17 protein-coding genes and 1 pseudogene are annotated in these 13,444 nt (G+C 65.4%); 13 read left to right on the plus strand and 5 right to left on the minus strand.

Annotated elements, in window-relative coordinates; genetic code table 11:
* The first annotated feature begins 116 nt into the window (after window positions 1–116).
* The 7 genes and pseudogenes from L8G49_RS18230 to L8G49_RS18260 all read left to right on the plus strand — a co-directional run.
* Entirely contained in the window at window positions 117–1,076 is a 960-nt protein-coding gene (locus L8G49_RS18230; protein ID WP_242187173.1) for a DUF2493 domain-containing protein, read from the plus strand.
* Between the two features lie 56 nt (window positions 1,077–1,132).
* The gene (locus L8G49_RS18235) at window positions 1,133–1,402 is read left to right on the plus strand and encodes a hypothetical protein (protein ID WP_242187174.1); all 270 of its coding nucleotides are present in this window, start codon (window positions 1,133–1,135) and stop codon (window positions 1,400–1,402) included.
* Window positions 1,403–1,439: 37 nt separating this feature from the next.
* A complete protein-coding gene (locus L8G49_RS18240) occupies window positions 1,440–1,688 on the plus strand; it encodes a hypothetical protein (RefSeq protein WP_242187175.1) in 249 nt (82 codons plus the stop codon).
* A 135-nt stretch (window positions 1,689–1,823) separates the two neighbouring features.
* Window positions 1,824–2,339, plus strand: a complete 516-nt coding sequence (locus L8G49_RS18245; RefSeq protein WP_242187176.1) for a hypothetical protein — start codon at window positions 1,824–1,826, stop codon at window positions 2,337–2,339.
* Between the two features lie 768 nt (window positions 2,340–3,107).
* Window positions 3,108–3,515 (plus strand): single-stranded DNA-binding protein, encoded by a 408-nt coding sequence (locus L8G49_RS18250; RefSeq protein WP_242187177.1) that lies wholly within the window; start codon window positions 3,108–3,110, stop codon window positions 3,513–3,515.
* Window positions 3,516–4,185: 670 nt separating this feature from the next.
* Entirely contained in the window at window positions 4,186–4,833 is a 648-nt protein-coding gene (locus L8G49_RS18255) for a 2-dehydro-3-deoxy-6-phosphogalactonate aldolase (protein ID WP_242187178.1), read from the plus strand.
* A 63-nt stretch (window positions 4,834–4,896) separates the two neighbouring features.
* A pseudogene (locus tag L8G49_RS18260) lies at window positions 4,897–5,089 on the plus strand (single-stranded DNA-binding protein); the annotation flags it as partial.
* A 51-nt stretch (window positions 5,090–5,140) separates the two neighbouring features.
* On the opposite strand, the gene L8G49_RS18265 reads toward L8G49_RS18260, so the two are convergent.
* Entirely contained in the window at window positions 5,141–5,812 is a 672-nt protein-coding gene (locus L8G49_RS18265) for a hypothetical protein (protein ID WP_242187179.1), read from the minus strand.
* A gap of 590 nt (window positions 5,813–6,402) precedes the next feature.
* Here L8G49_RS18265 and L8G49_RS18270 point away from each other — a divergent pair.
* Together L8G49_RS18270 and L8G49_RS18275 are read left to right on the plus strand one after the other, a co-directional pair.
* A complete protein-coding gene (locus L8G49_RS18270; RefSeq protein ID WP_242187180.1) occupies window positions 6,403–6,567 on the plus strand; it encodes a hypothetical protein in 165 nt (54 codons plus the stop codon).
* Window positions 6,568–7,525: 958 nt separating this feature from the next.
* On the plus strand, window positions 7,526–7,936 hold the full coding sequence (locus L8G49_RS18275; RefSeq protein WP_242187181.1) for a single-stranded DNA-binding protein: 411 nt from the start codon (window positions 7,526–7,528) through the stop codon (window positions 7,934–7,936).
* Window positions 7,937–8,162: 226 nt separating this feature from the next.
* On the opposite strand, the gene L8G49_RS18280 is transcribed toward L8G49_RS18275, so the two are convergent.
* On the minus strand, window positions 8,163–8,687 hold the full coding sequence (locus L8G49_RS18280) for a hypothetical protein (RefSeq protein ID WP_242187182.1): 525 nt from the start codon (window positions 8,685–8,687) through the stop codon (window positions 8,163–8,165).
* 713 nt (window positions 8,688–9,400) lie between these two features.
* Window positions 9,401–9,616, minus strand: a complete 216-nt coding sequence (locus L8G49_RS18285) for a hypothetical protein (protein ID WP_242187183.1) — start codon at window positions 9,614–9,616, stop codon at window positions 9,401–9,403.
* 361 nt (window positions 9,617–9,977) lie between these two features.
* Here L8G49_RS18285 and L8G49_RS18290 point away from each other — a divergent pair, with 361 nt between their 5' ends.
* The 4 genes from L8G49_RS18290 to L8G49_RS18305 all read left to right on the plus strand — a co-directional run bounded on the left by L8G49_RS18290 (window position 9,978) and on the right by L8G49_RS18305 (window position 11,980).
* Window positions 9,978–10,370, plus strand: coding sequence for a DUF3768 domain-containing protein (locus tag L8G49_RS18290; protein ID WP_242187184.1), 393 nt, complete (start codon window positions 9,978–9,980; stop codon window positions 10,368–10,370).
* Window positions 10,371–10,680: 310 nt separating this feature from the next.
* The gene (locus L8G49_RS18295) at window positions 10,681–10,821 is read left to right on the plus strand and encodes a hypothetical protein (protein ID WP_242187186.1); all 141 of its coding nucleotides are present in this window, start codon (window positions 10,681–10,683) and stop codon (window positions 10,819–10,821) included.
* A 110-nt stretch (window positions 10,822–10,931) separates the two neighbouring features.
* Complete coding sequence (locus tag L8G49_RS18300) at window positions 10,932–11,144, plus strand: hypothetical protein (RefSeq protein WP_242187187.1); 213 nt, start codon at window positions 10,932–10,934, stop codon at window positions 11,142–11,144.
* On the plus strand, window positions 11,141–11,980 hold the full coding sequence (locus tag L8G49_RS18305) for a Fic family protein (protein WP_242187189.1): 840 nt from the start codon (window positions 11,141–11,143) through the stop codon (window positions 11,978–11,980). The genes L8G49_RS18300 and L8G49_RS18305 overlap by 4 nt, the downstream gene beginning before the upstream one ends.
* A 12-nt stretch (window positions 11,981–11,992) precedes the next feature.
* Here L8G49_RS18305 and L8G49_RS18310 read toward each other — a convergent pair whose 3' ends face one another.
* A complete protein-coding gene (locus L8G49_RS18310; RefSeq protein ID WP_242187191.1) occupies window positions 11,993–12,730 on the minus strand; it encodes a hypothetical protein in 738 nt (245 codons plus the stop codon).
* A 74-nt stretch (window positions 12,731–12,804) separates the two neighbouring features.
* Entirely contained in the window at window positions 12,805–13,320 is a 516-nt protein-coding gene (locus tag L8G49_RS18315) for a hypothetical protein (protein WP_242187193.1), read from the minus strand.
* Window positions 13,321–13,444 lie beyond the last annotated feature (124 nt).

The raw sequence follows: 13,444 nt of genomic DNA on the forward strand, positions 1-13,444 counted from the left end.
CGGCTTTCGGGGTTCCCCTCGGCTTCGCCTCGGTGCGGCCGCCTCTCATTCGGCGTCCCAGGAGGTGCGCATCCGGCGGATAGGCCGCCGGCACAATCAGGTGAAAGGCTTCGCCCATGACCACGTCCCTCGCCGCCGCGCTCTCCGCCCTTGAGCTCGGCCACCTCGAACCCCGCAACGAAGACCTGTCCGGAATGGCGCCTCCTCCGACCGAGGCGCTCGAACACACAACCACCGCGATCTGGAGCGACATGTTCGCAACGCTCTTCAACACCTCGCTGGAGCGCGACATCGAGGAACTGGGCTGGGGCCTGGTGAACCTCTTCCACCGGGCCGCGAGCAAGAAGCACGCGACCATCGACCGCCTCACCGATGAGATCAGGCTACTCCTGGCCGAGCAGGACGGCTCAGAGATCAACACCTCCGACCTCGAGGAGAAGATCGACCTTGCCAAGAAGATCGAGGAAGCCGCCGGGTGCTACGAGCACATGCGCGACACCGCGGCCGCTCACTACCTGCGCGAGACCGGCCGTGCCTGGATTCCCGCGACGGGCAACCGCATCTCGCTGGGCGTGACCTCGGCGATCGTCGACGGCCAAGCCTTCCTCCGCGCCCGCCGCGAGCGGATCCGCGACGCCAACACAGCGCAGGGCACCCCCGTCGTGTTCGCCGGTGGTCGGCTGACCTTCAAATCCGACGACGACATGAAGGCGTTCGGCGACAATCTCCTGCGCACCCTCAATGCCGTCCGCGAACGGGTCGGGGACATGTATCTCGTCCATGGCGGCGACATGAAGGGGATCGAGCGCATCGCGGCATCCTGGGCCGAGCAGCACGGCATCCAGCAGGTCCGCTTCGGGCTGGACCGCAAGCTCGGAGATCGCGCCGGCTTCCGTCGCAACGAGCAGATGCTCTCGCTGAAGCCCCGCTACGTCATCGCCTTCCAGGGCAACGGCGTGACCGAGCGTCTCGTGATCGACGCGAAGAAGGCAGGCATCCGCGTCGTCGACCGCCGTGGCCCGCTGGGCACCCCGCCCGCCGCGCTCAACGCTCAGAGCGACCGTAAGGTCGCCTGAACTCGGGCTCCGGCCGCCGGCGTTGCCGGCGGCCTTTGCCTTTCCAGGAGGTTCAGATGGCAGCGATCATCACTGGCATCGCGCACTGCAACAGGCCGGGTTGCACCTCGACCAGGCAAAGAGACCCCGTTCTCGAAGTACCGCGCCCCGACTGCGGCGCCGGCATCGGCGTGCGCTGCCGACGGCCTAGCGGCCATGCCGGCAACTTCACCGATCTTCATGCCGCGCGCGACCTGCTGGCTGACGCCAGCGGCGCTTACGGCCACTGCCCGCTTGGGCTCTGCGGCGCCGCCAACCGGCCGACGCAATCCGCGTTCGCGTTTTGACCTGATCCCGCCAACACCCCCATACAGGAGCCTACCCATGTCCCGCCGCAATCCGTTCCAGACCTTCGCCCATTGCTGGCGCTTCGCGCTGCGCCGGGCTGCGGCTGACGGCGACACTTTCCACGTCGTCGTGACGGGCCTGCCAGATGCCCCTCGCACCGTTCTCTCCGACCGCGAGCTGTTCGCCTGCAACGAGCTCGCCCCCGACGACGTCGAGGCATCTGCCGACCCGTTCCTCCCCGGGTTCGGCGTCACGCACGAGAGTAGAGCGAATGATTTACGATGAGCGCATCGCGAACTTCTCCCGCGCCGAGTTCGACGAGATGATTGCCATCCTGCGAGCACCGCCCGAACGGCAGGGGCACTCACGGACGAAGGCCGCTGGCGCCGTGACTACCAGGCCGAACAGGAGCGGCGGCGAGTGGTCGGCTATCAGGCGGACCTGTTCACCGCCAAACCCGTCACCCACTATCATCGCCATCGCCCCGCACCTTCCTGGGATCGCCAGCCCGACGAGACCCTCGACGCCAAGCTCGAGCGCATCGCCGGCGATCATCTCGCCACTTTCGGCCCCGAACGGAGCGATCGACCCGCGCACCTGACCACGACCGAAAAGGCGGCGATTGCACCCAGGGCCGCCAACTGGCTGCGCGTCGGCCCGCGCGTACGTCTGGTCGACGCTCCCGGCTCCGTCGACCCCGCCTTCGGCATCCAGCGCTACCTCGACCGCTACGGCGTCGTCTGGCGCCTCTGCCGCAGCTGGTTGGAACTGGCAACTTTCCTAGCGGCACTCCCGCTATTGCGCTTGGTGCTCCTCGATTACCGCTGCAAGCGCACAGACGTCGCGCTAGAAACAGGCTCGATAGTCTTTCCGCCGCTCAGCGAGTGGGCGTCTCCCGGTAAATCGGGTCGGGACGCGCGATGCGCGATCCGGTGACGACGATCTCGCTGCCGGCGGGACCGCCGCTCTATTCCGCTCCGCGCAACCAAGCCCCTGACGGGTCTCGGCCCATTCGGGTGACGATCGGATGACGAGCGCTACCGCGCCCAATACCGGGACGACGCGGAGGAGCGCCGGGGCGAGGCCCGGCGCCGGCTCCGGCCAACCTGCCCCGGTCAGGGGCATGGCCTTCTCAATCATCGTGGCGAGCGTGCGCGTGCAGCAGCTCGCCGGGGTGGAAGCACCACTGGCAGATCCGCGCTAGGCTCTCAATCCCGCCGCCAGCGGAGGGGGATGCGGCAGGTGCGGACCCCTTCTCCCGTTCGACACGCGCGACGTCGCGCCGCCGAGGCGGGGAAGGACCAGCGCCAGGATCACGACCGCGACCGAGTCCTTCGGATAGACCCTCGCCGGGCATCATCACCGATCGCGCGAGAGCTGGCTTGGAGCCCTGGGGCTGCCGGAGGATGGGTGGAGCAACGTCAAGTCAGCCGGACGGGGAGGATCCACATCCCGGTTCCCCTGTGTCTGCCCGCCCGTGAAGGTGCATCCCCTCTCTTTGCTGAACGACCTAAGCCGGCCGTCCACCGGCTCCAACCCGCGATCATACGGGCCGAGTTGCCGCTTTGCGGCTGCCCGCACCACCCCTTTGATCGGGGTTCCCCTCTCGCGTCTGCGCCGCTCCGGTGGAGCCGCCGTCCTGGCCGTCTTTGACGGTGTTCAGTCGAGGGGACGAACCCCCGGCGAACAGAAAAGGACCTCGAAATGCAGAACCTCGTCATCCTCGCCGGCAACGTCGGCGCCACGCCCGAGACCACCACCACTCAGGGCGGCACCAAGATCACCAAGTTCAGCCTCGCGACCTCGCGCCCGAAGCGCGACAGCGAGGGCAAGGTCCAGAAGGACCGCGACGGCCGGCGGGTCGAGGACACCGAATGGCACCGGATCACCTGCTTCAACGGCGTCGGCAAGACGGTCGCCCAGTATGTCGAGACCGGCCAGAAGGTGATGGTCCGCGGCCGCATCCACTACACCCGCTGGACCGACCAGGAGAACATCGAGCGCTACGGCGTCGATATCATCGCCGACGAGGTGACCTTCCTCTCCTACGGCAAGTCCCGCCAGCAGCAGAACGCGCCCCAGGACAACGAGGACGATGACGTCCCCTTCTGACCGGTGCGGGTCGGCCCGGGAGCATCGGCTCCCGGGCCTTTCCTTCTTCTCCCGCAAGATCGGACAGGCGGTTTCTCGATCCGAGGCGACGGAAGAGCTTGTGGCGGCACCCTAGATCGCACGTTTGGCCGCCCGGCCGTAAACGGCCGCGCTACGCGTTTCAGTGCGTCCCGCATGGCGGGCAGCGATCCCTCCGTGTGCCAACCGGTGGCTACCCGGTTCGCGCCGGAAAGATGTTTCCTAAAAGCGGCAACATCTTTCCCACCGGACCTCGGCGAAGCTCCGTCGGGCGAGCGATGCACATGCCCGCGCGCGCAATCCGCGTTCTCAGTAATCAGCTTCATTGTCCTCGCTCGTTCCTCTCACGAGCCGGCGGCTGATTGCGCATTGCCCGCCTCAGCTGTTCTGCTCGATCCAGCTGATCGCCGGCGCAAGATCCTCGTCCCGCGCGGTCCTCCCCTGATTCCGCGCTCCGCCGCGTCATTCTCCTGCTCGTATCCCAAGGCACGATCATCGCGCCGGGAGCATCCTCGCGTCCCCACCCAGGCTGGGAGCGATCGCAATCTCGAACCGCAGACCGTCGCCACCGGTAACTTTGTGGCCAATCCCGCGAGGACAAGGACGAGTAGGCTGGGTCGCCGGTTTGTGTCACCGCGACATTCGTGAGGAGATGAAGGTGGACCATGTCGACCATTTTTTCGAGCAGCTGACCGCCTGTCCCCTGGTCGCGATCGTGCGTGGCATTCATCCAGGCGAGGCCGAAGAGGTCGTCGCGGCGCTGGTCGACGTCGGCATCCGGATCATCGAAGTGCCGCTAAACTCGCCCGAGCCCTTTAACAGTATCGAGCGCCTCGCAACGCGCTTCGGTGGCAATGTGACGATCGGCGCGGGCACCGTCCTCGATCCCGCCGACGTCTCACGGGTGCAGGATGCCGGCGGTCGGCTCATCGTTTCGCCGGACACGAATCCCGAGGTAATCGCCGCGACCGCTTCTGCAGGGCTGGTCTCTGCGCCAGGCTTCTTCACTCCAACCGAAGCTTTCCAAGCGCTCCGGGCAGGTGCGCATGTGCTGAAGATGTTCCCCGCCGAGGCCGCCAGTCCGGCCTTTCTCAAGGCCCAACGAGCGGTGCTGCCGGCCGATCTTCCCATCCTCATGGTCGGTGGTGTCACGCCCGCCGGGGTGGCGGACTACCTCGCTGCCGGCGCGAATGGCTTCGGACTCGGTTCGGGCCTGTTCAGCCCGGGGCGCACGGTCGCGGAAGTGACTGCTCGGGGACGCGCCTATGTCGAGGCGCTGACCCAATGCAAAGTGAGGTGACGTCCGTCCCAAGTTGCCGTTCGCGCTGCAGCGGCGGCGGGGGCGAGCGACTGAAGGATGGCGGTCGCCCAGTATGTCGAGACGGGCCACAAGGTGATGGTTCGTGACCGCATCCATTACACCCGCTGGACTGACCAGGAGCACATCGAGCGCTACGGCGTCGATCATCGCCGACGAGGTCACGTTCCTCAGCCACGGCAAGTCGCGCCAGGAGCAAAACCCGGCTCAGGATAAGGACGATGATGTCCCCATCTGACCCCGCCCGATCGGCCCGGAAGCTTCGGCTCCCGGGCCTTTTTTCACGTCCCTAGAATTTGCTGCCGCGGCCATCCACCCAGCCGTTGTTGGTAAGAACGACCTCGGTCTTGCCCTCCAGCGTGTCGCCCGCCGTCTGCTTCAGCGCGGGGAAAGCCTCGACCATCGCGGGGTTGGTGGCCCAACCGGCTTTATCCTTCACATGATAGGTGTACGCGACCGACGACACCGTCGCTCCGAACGCCGCGCCTGGCTCCGTGAACTGCGTCACCTCGCTCACCGCCGGCGTGCCATAGCAAAGCTTGCTGCCGTAGGGATTGCCATCAGCCGATTTGACGAATGCCTTCTGGCCCTGGTCCGTTAGATTATAGATCTTCACCGGCAGTTTCTTGCTCGAGCCATCCCAGGTCCGGTTGGATTCGATCGTCCCCGTCGACGTGGTGGCCAATCCGCTTTTCACCATCGCATCGAACGACTTGGTGTTCATCGCGAAGAGCGCCTGACCCGCAGGTGCGGTCGGCATCGCGACATAGGCCGGGAACGATGAAGCATCATTGTCGTGGCCGGTCGGCCGCGTGTCGCTCGTCGGCGCGTTGATGCACACCGGAGTCTTCTCGAGATAGGTGTCGATCGCCTTCTTGAAATTGGCGTTGCTCGCCTTCTTCGGGTCGCTGCATCCCCCGAGAAGCAGGATTCCCACACAGGCAACCAGACCGATCCTCATATGCCCACTCCCAATGGCCTTCATGACCGTCCGTGAATCCACGAAACCGCGGCCGGTGGCCAGTGCCTATCCTCGCCGTCTCGGACCTGAGGCGCACGACCAGTCGGCGTCTCCCGGCTGAAGCCGGGACCGTTGCTCTATTCCGCTTCGCTCCACCGAGCCCTTGGCAGGTCTCGGCCCATTCGGGTGACGATCAACTGACGGAGCGCTGCGCGCCGGAAACATCTTTCCGAAAACGGCAACCTCTTTCCACAGTGAGGCATGGTCGGGCAGCCAGCGGCCCCCTGCCCTGTCGTCGACGAACGAACGCGGACGGGCCCCCGATGAGCAAGGCGGCCATCTCTTGGCGGGGGATGCGTCACCTGCCGGCCAGCGGCCGAACACGACGCTCCGGCCGACGCGCTTCACCCCGCTCTTGAGGCGCAATCCTTGGGCCGGCTCAGGGCCTTGTACGATCAACCCGCAAGGGGTCCGGGCGCTTCGCTACGGCTTTCTTGCCTGCGGCAACAAAGTGATCGCGGCCCCTCCCCGTCCTGTCGGGCGCCTGTCGAGCGGGGATGAACCCCGTCGGCTTCACAGGAGCCTCGAACATGTTCAACGACATCTGGATCGCCCGCAAATCCGCTCTCAGCCTCGCCCGTACCCTGATGGTCGCCACCATGGTCATCGCCGTCGGAACCCAATACGCCGTCATCACCGCCGACGATCACGACAACTCGCTCACGATCGTCAACGAATACGATCCTTTCGGCTAAGGTGTCGGGGGGCTCTCGAGCCCCCGTCGCTCTCGGACGCTTTCGATGAGCCGGACCGGGCATCGAACCCGGGCCGGCTCCCGCGCTACGCGCGGTCGTCATCCGAAAAGGGACGCGCTCGCTCAGCTCGCGCGCCTCCGACGATCGCTTGATCCTCGGTACGACAGTATCCAAGCCCCGCTCCGAATGGTCCAACCCATCGTCGCAATCGGCGCTTTGGCTTCCTTAGAGGTTTTCACGGCGGTCTCCGGGACGTCGATCCCGTGCAGCGGCCGCTTCCACGGTTGGGTCCGGCCTCGTGCGCTCCTGCACGTCACTTTCTCCCTTTCTCCGCGACCAAGATCATCCCATCGCCGATCCCGCTCACGTCGCTGACGCCCGGCTTCCCTGTCGCCGCCAGGCAATCCGCCGCGTTCATTTCGTGAAACTATCCTCCTCGACCTCTCGACGCGGCGCCCGGTTCGCCTGGGCCGCCAGAGGTATGCGGGCAAAGCGGATCCTTTCAGCCCGGCCACGCAAAGGCACCCCCGCCGCCCCGAGGCCTCGTGGAGCGCCACCAGGTGACAACCGCACCCCCATGATTCCGGCAAGCCTTTCCCCTCGCCCGGCACAATGACCCACGAAAAGCGGATGTTTCCCCGTCATGTGGGAGAGCGCGGGTTCTGGCAGCGTCAACGGGTCGCGGTCTGACGTAGAGTGCGCTGCATTCGGGTTCACCAGATCTCTGTGCGCGCAAGGGGTTCATCCCCTCTCTTTCCTGAACGACCTAAGCCGGCCGTCCAACGCCTCCAACCCGCGATCCATCGGACCGAGTTGCCGCTGCGCGGCTGCCCGCACCACTCCTCCGATCGGGGTTCCCCTGCGCTGCTCCGCGCTTCGGTGGAGCCGTCGTCCTGGCCGTCTTTGACGGTGTTCAGTCGAGGGGACGAACCCCCGGCGAACAGAAAAGGACCTCGAAATGCAGAACCTCGTCATCCTCGCCGGCAATGTCGGCGCCACGCCCGAAACGCGCACCACGCAGGGCGGCACCAAGATCACCCAGTTCAGCCTCGCGACCTCGCGCCCCAAGCGCGACAGCGACGGCAAGACCATGAAGGATCAGGACGGCCGGCGGGTCGAGGACACCGAATGGCACCGGATCACCTGCTTCAACGGCGTCGGCAAGACGGTCGCCCAGTATGTCGAGACCGGCCAAAAGGTGATGGTCCGCGGCCGCATCCATTACACCCGCTGGACCGACCAGGAGAACATCGAGCGCTACGGCGTCGAGATCATCGCCGACGAGGTGACCTTCCTCTCCTACGGCAAGTCCCGCCAGCAGCAGCAGGGCGCCGCCAAGGATAACGAGGACGATGACGTCCCCTTCTGACAAGGGGATCATCGGCCCGGGAGCATCGGCTCCCGGGCCTTTTTCATATCCGGCTGTTTCGGCTGGGCCCGAACAGCAATACCGCCTCCCAGCGCCATCCAAGCGGCGCACTGCGACCTTCCGCGAACGCACATGCGGCCGACCTCGAACGGGTCCGCAGAAGAAGCTTCTCAGCCCGCTCGCCGGCTGCGCCGAGAGCTTCGGCCACGCCAGGCCTCCGGCGCTGCTAGCGCAAACGCGACGCGAATACGTCCGCTCCGCAGTGCCGGCGCATGATGACGGTGGCGGCCTTGAGCTGGTCCGCATTGGCGGGGTGCACGATCAGGACGATGCCGCCCTTCAAGATCTGGCTCTCGACCCATTCCTGGACGTGCGCCTCGTGGCGCTGCCCGAACAGAGCGGTCAGGCCGCCGATACTTCCTCCGGACGCCAGCGCTGCCAACAGTGCCGGGGCTGCAGCGCCGCCCGTGGCGGCTAAGACAGCACCGGCTCCGGCGAAGGATGCCACAGTAGCCGCAAGGGACGTCACGAGCGTGCGAACTTGCTGCCGATCGTCGCTCAGCCCGATCTGAACGCGAGGAAGCTGAGCGATCTCACATCCGATGGCACCGGCGCAGGAACTCGCTATCTCTTCTTGCGCCAGAAAGCTTATCCGAGATCGGTCGATTCCCGCTGCTCCCAACTCGTTCACGACCGCCTCGAATTCTCCTTCGCTTTGCAGCGCGCCAATGACCTCCAGTAAATCACTCACCGTAGAGCTCCTCAAGATTGTGGTCCTGGCTCGTCGCTTCGCCAGCCCTAGTGGACCGGCGAGGCCGCTCGGCCCCGTTGACGCCCTCGCCTGCGCGTCCGCCGGCCGGGGCGGTCATTCACAGCGGCCCATGCTACCATGATCGTATCCCTTGGAACTGTGGCGGTTCAGACAGGCGCGTGCGTGAGCTGTTCTCAGCTCTTCTCTCCACTCGACGGGGGACGGATCGGGTTACACCCGGAACGGGCGGGACCCGGAAGGCTCACGATCACGCGCGGCTGGCGGCCTTGCCGGGCGACCATCGCTGGCGAAGAAGTGCGGAAAGACGTTCCCCTTTTCGGCAATCGCTTTCCGTCGGGTCGTTCGAGGTGCGGACACCGCACGACATCATCGCTCGGCTGGAGGATCGCCATTCCGCTCCCGTCGCAGCCATCGGTCAGCGAGGTCGATCGCCTCCAGCAAACCGCCGAAACAGGGCGTCTCGTCCACCGGCCAAGCCCGGTCGAAGCTTGTCCCGAGACGTGTCAGCTCCCGTTCGGTCAGCAGCGCGACCGCTACGATTCTCTCCCGCTCCGACATTCCATGCGTCTCATAGGGTTAGATGCCTAGAACGACGATCAAGCGCTGGAGGTTTCCCCCCGGCCACGCATTCCGGTCTAGATCTCGCCGTGACATCGCGGACAAGCGTTGCGCCAAGCGACGGTGCACGTCCGCTATCCGCTGGCCAACCGCGTGGGGGGCAAATTCTCGAAGGTCGCTACCAATTGCGGGTCACGCAGCAGGGCGGTCCACTTTCGACCATAGGTACGAGCGGCCAGATAATAGGTCGATCCAATGCAGCCGACCATCCGGCATCGTTCCAACTTGTCGACGAGCGAATAGGCAGGTCCATGTCTGGCCACGATGTCCTCGAGCTCGATGCGTATCAACGTCCCGCACCGGCAGCATCGTGCCCGAACCAGCGCATTCATGCCTAACATGGCACCAGCGCTCCCCATCCAGCGTGGCCACAGCGTTAGGATGTCTGCCCCGATCTCCATCAGAGAGCGATAGCCCTCCCTTTCCGCATTCGTCCAGCAGCCAAGCTCGGCCTGGTCTCCCCCCGGGCCGCAGATCCGTGGGGCATTTCGGGCTCCTACGTCCTTGCCGAGGCGCTCAACCGCGCAAGCCCGCAGGCGGGCTTCTCCACTCCGTTGCGACCCTTGCGGGTGCACGGCCGAGTTATGCCTCGGCGGTCGTGTTGCCTGTCGAAAGGCCCCGATCGGCGGGGTCAGTGGCAAGGAGACCATCATGGCCGAGCAGACACCCCAACATGATCGCGCCGCAGGCGGTGCCGGTGAGATCGCACGCCTGAACGACTGGCTGCGCGACAACATCGCCAATCCTGGCAACAACCGCGTCGTGATGACCGCCGGGGTCGCGGACCTGATCGGCGACGTGGGATTGTTCCGGGGCTTTCAAAAGCGCGCCGCGCTGATGCGGGCTGTCCGCGACTTCGCTGAGTTCACGCCCGGCATCGATCCTTATGGAGAGCATGACATGGGTTCATTCGAGTTCGAGACCACGGCGTGCCTCTGGAAGATCGACTATTACGACCTCGACCTTTCGGCCGGCTCGGAGGACCCGGCCGATCCGTTCAAGACCGTGCGCGTTCTCACCATCATGCGCGCCGACGAGCGGTGACACGTCGCGACCCCGGCGTTCCTCCGCCGGGGTTCTTCCCCCTCGCAGCCGGAAGGGCGGCCAGGTCGAGCGGTCGCACGCTCCACCAACGTTTCAAGAACTATCGTCGACGCCCGTCTATCGTCCCAATCGGGCGTGGCCGGCGTCAAGGATGCGCGGTGCCCCCAATTTCACGATCAGGCGCTGCGCGCCTGCCCGAGAAAATCGGCACCCCCCCGCCCCGCTTCGCGGCCGCTGACGCGGTCCCTGACCCCGACCAAGCCCGATCGTCCTGTCGACCCCGTCTTCAAACGAACAGACGGAGGTTCACATGCTCGATCAGACCACACGCACTCAGGCATGGCTGGTGGATCTCGCGGCGATCAACTCGGAGATCGCGGCACACGGGCTCCCCGCTCCGCGCCGGGCCGCAAAGCGCAGCCGCCGGCGCAAGCCGCTCTGGGAGGAGTGATGCGCCACCGCGGGCCGCTCGGTGGCCTTTCCGCAGAGGAGAGGCCGCTCCCGTTGCTCGCTTGAAGCACCCGGATGTGCTAAGGATTTCGAGCGCAAAGGATCATCGACATGACCATCGATCACCTCTCCGAGGACCAAGTCGCCGCTACCCGCGCGCGCCGCATTTCGTTCATGGGCCTGCTCGAGATCGAGAGCAATCCGCTCACCGACGAAGACGTCGCGATGTTCGAAATGTTCGAGCGCGAGCGTTGGCCGCACGAGCGCTGCCGACAGTATATCCTCGATCACGTCGGCGATCGGTCTCAGACCGTGGCCGAATGAGGGGTGCCGATCCCTACGTCATTCCCGGGACATCGGTACTTCGCAACAAGCTCGGCATCACGGATGCAGACCATCTCGATCGAGCCGAACGTCTGCTGACTGCGCAGCGCGCCCGCGAAGGCGTTCCTAGCGGGACCTTCGACCTCGCCCACGCTAGCGCCATTCACAGCCACCTCTTCCAGGACATCTACTCCTGGGCGGGACAGCTCCGCACCGTTGACGTCCTGAAGGGCGACAGCGAGTTCCAGCCGCTCCACTTCATCGAAACCGGCTTTTCCGACATCCATAGGCGCCTGCAGAAGGCCGACTTTCTGCGCAACCTTGGAACCGACGCCTTCGCCGCCAAAGCCGGCGAGATCCTCGGCGACGTCAACTATGCTCACCCCTTTCGCGAGGGCAATGGTCGGACCCAACTCGAGTATCTCCGCCAGCTCGCCGCTCAGGCCGGTCACCCGCTCGATCCAGGCAAGTTCGACCGGGACCAATGGATCGCGGCCTCGAGGGCCGCCCAACACGCCGACTACGGCCCGATGGCGACCGTGATCCGCAACCAGGCGCTCGCCCAATCCTTCCTCGACAAGGCGCCACGAGAGCGTCTCGACGACCCATGGCTGCGAGACGCGCAGCTCACGCTCGAGCTCGGCTTCAGGTCCGCCGTGGAGCAGCTCGGCCGCAACCTTGCCGACCTTCCCGAGGTCCGAAACAAGATGATCGCCGCGGTCGTCAAGCAGCTCGGCGACGGGCATCGTTTCGACGTCCCGGTCGCAAAGCCTGCAGCCGACGTTACCGAAACAGGCCGCTATAGCGAGCAGCTCAAGCCACCAGGGATCGGTTGAGGCCAGTAGCCGCTAGCGCGCCTTGAGGCGCGTCTGCTGGATCGCCCGAGTGCAGCCGTCGACCGACGCGATGATCGTGGGGTCGGCCAGCCCCTCATCGAAGGACTTCGAATAATAGCTGCGCACCCGAGCGTCCTCCGAATGTCCGAACTCTTTCATCAGGGCGTCGGACCGAGCCGCACCGATCTTGGATCGGCACGTGCCCGCCAGCATCATCATATCCCCATGCGCCTGAATACGAGGGGTTTGCCAACTTGCCAGGCCCCCTGCTTGCAGCATGGCATCACTCGCAGTCGTTGCCGCCGTTTCAAGATCATATCCGGGCGGAGGAAGGATCAGGTGCGAGAATATGGGATCCGTGACAGCGGCCATGCAGGTACGGCCGTAGCCCAGCAGCACACCCTTCAGCGCTTGAAGCTGCGGAGCGGTCTTCGCGCCTTCGGATACCGTCTCCAGGTCGGTCTTGAGCATTGCGCCTTGCCGGGTGACAGCTTCGCCCTTCAGCCGTTCGATCGTAGAAGGATCGACGTTCCAAGCCCCCGTCTCCTGCTGCAAGGCGCTTTCCGCTTTGGTGGGAAGGTCAGGGTCGAGGCTCATCCCGAGACGTTCGCACATAGGTGCTGTCACGACGAACTGTGCCACGCGGCTGAGGCGGTCCTGTTGTGCCTGCGTTTGCCCGCTCGCCGGTTCCAACGGCGCCAGCGCCATGATCGTCACGGCTGCTGCGGCCGTGTGCAACAAACGGATCATCGGACTCTCCTCCTCGCCCTCTCTAGGTGGCGCTGATGGATCGAGACAACCTCCCTATCGGAGAGTTCGACACTTCACTTGAACACGAGGACCGAACTGGGTCCCTGCGAGATGACCCAGTTCGGTGGCGGCGAGCTCCGCGCCTCCGTGGCGCTCGCCGGATCACTCTTCGCCGTGCCCGAGATGAACCACTCGGCCGCTAGCGCCACCGGAAGGTAGCTTCGCGGATGTACGCCATCGGTTGTGGGCACCCCGATCAGGTCAACCCACCGATCGCAGTGGGTGACCGCAACACGGCGCACCAACTCCGCTGCGCGCCTGTTGTAGGGCAGCAACCATACGACCTGGCGCGCGACGATGCCGGCGCGCAATCCGATCAGGCGTTCTTCGAGCCCTGGCACTTCGGCATCGTTGGACCCGCTCGACAGCACGACCGTGTCATACTGGCCTTTCGGATTGGCACTCGCGATCCAGTCCGTCGCGGCACCCCTCTTGGCTACGATCGCACAGCGGTCGCCGGCGATTGCCCGTAGAGCCAAAGCCGTGCCATCCGCGATGCTGTCTCCGAGGAGCAGGCAGCCAAGCATCATCTCCAGTCGACCTCGCCGCTTCGGTGCTCCACGATCCTGCCATTCGGGTATGACGGGTGTCTAGCGATCCCATGGGTGCCACATAACCGTCGAACGCCGTTACCCCCCTGCCCCTCTGCGTGAC

Source organism: Sphingomonas sp. CARO-RG-8B-R24-01 (assembly GCF_022662295.1).
GTDB lineage: Bacteria > Pseudomonadota > Alphaproteobacteria > Sphingomonadales > Sphingomonadaceae > Sphingomonas.

Coding starts and splice junctions, on each gene's coding strand:
- L8G49_RS18230 (WP_242187173.1), top strand. CDS start 117: ATGACCACGTCCCTCGCCGCCGCGCTCTCCGCCCTTGAGCTCGGCCAC.
- L8G49_RS18235 (WP_242187174.1), top strand. CDS start 1,133: ATGGCAGCGATCATCACTGGCATCGCGCACTGCAACAGGCCGGGTTGC.
- L8G49_RS18240 (WP_242187175.1), top strand. CDS start 1,440: ATGTCCCGCCGCAATCCGTTCCAGACCTTCGCCCATTGCTGGCGCTTC.
- L8G49_RS18250 (WP_242187177.1), top strand. CDS start 3,108: ATGCAGAACCTCGTCATCCTCGCCGGCAACGTCGGCGCCACGCCCGAG.
- L8G49_RS18255 (WP_242187178.1), top strand. CDS start 4,186: ATGAAGGTGGACCATGTCGACCATTTTTTCGAGCAGCTGACCGCCTGT.
- L8G49_RS18265 (WP_242187179.1), bottom strand. CDS start 5,812: ATGAGGATCGGTCTGGTTGCCTGTGTGGGAATCCTGCTTCTCGGGGGA.
- L8G49_RS18270 (WP_242187180.1), top strand. CDS start 6,403: ATGTTCAACGACATCTGGATCGCCCGCAAATCCGCTCTCAGCCTCGCC.
- L8G49_RS18275 (WP_242187181.1), top strand. CDS start 7,526: ATGCAGAACCTCGTCATCCTCGCCGGCAATGTCGGCGCCACGCCCGAA.
- L8G49_RS18290 (WP_242187184.1), top strand. CDS start 9,978: ATGGCCGAGCAGACACCCCAACATGATCGCGCCGCAGGCGGTGCCGGT.
- L8G49_RS18295 (WP_242187186.1), top strand. CDS start 10,681: ATGCTCGATCAGACCACACGCACTCAGGCATGGCTGGTGGATCTCGCG.
- L8G49_RS18300 (WP_242187187.1), top strand. CDS start 10,932: ATGACCATCGATCACCTCTCCGAGGACCAAGTCGCCGCTACCCGCGCG.
- L8G49_RS18305 (WP_242187189.1), top strand. CDS start 11,141: ATGAGGGGTGCCGATCCCTACGTCATTCCCGGGACATCGGTACTTCGC.
- L8G49_RS18310 (WP_242187191.1), bottom strand. CDS start 12,730: ATGATCCGTTTGTTGCACACGGCCGCAGCAGCCGTGACGATCATGGCG.
- L8G49_RS18315 (WP_242187193.1), bottom strand. CDS start 13,320: ATGATGCTTGGCTGCCTGCTCCTCGGAGACAGCATCGCGGATGGCACG.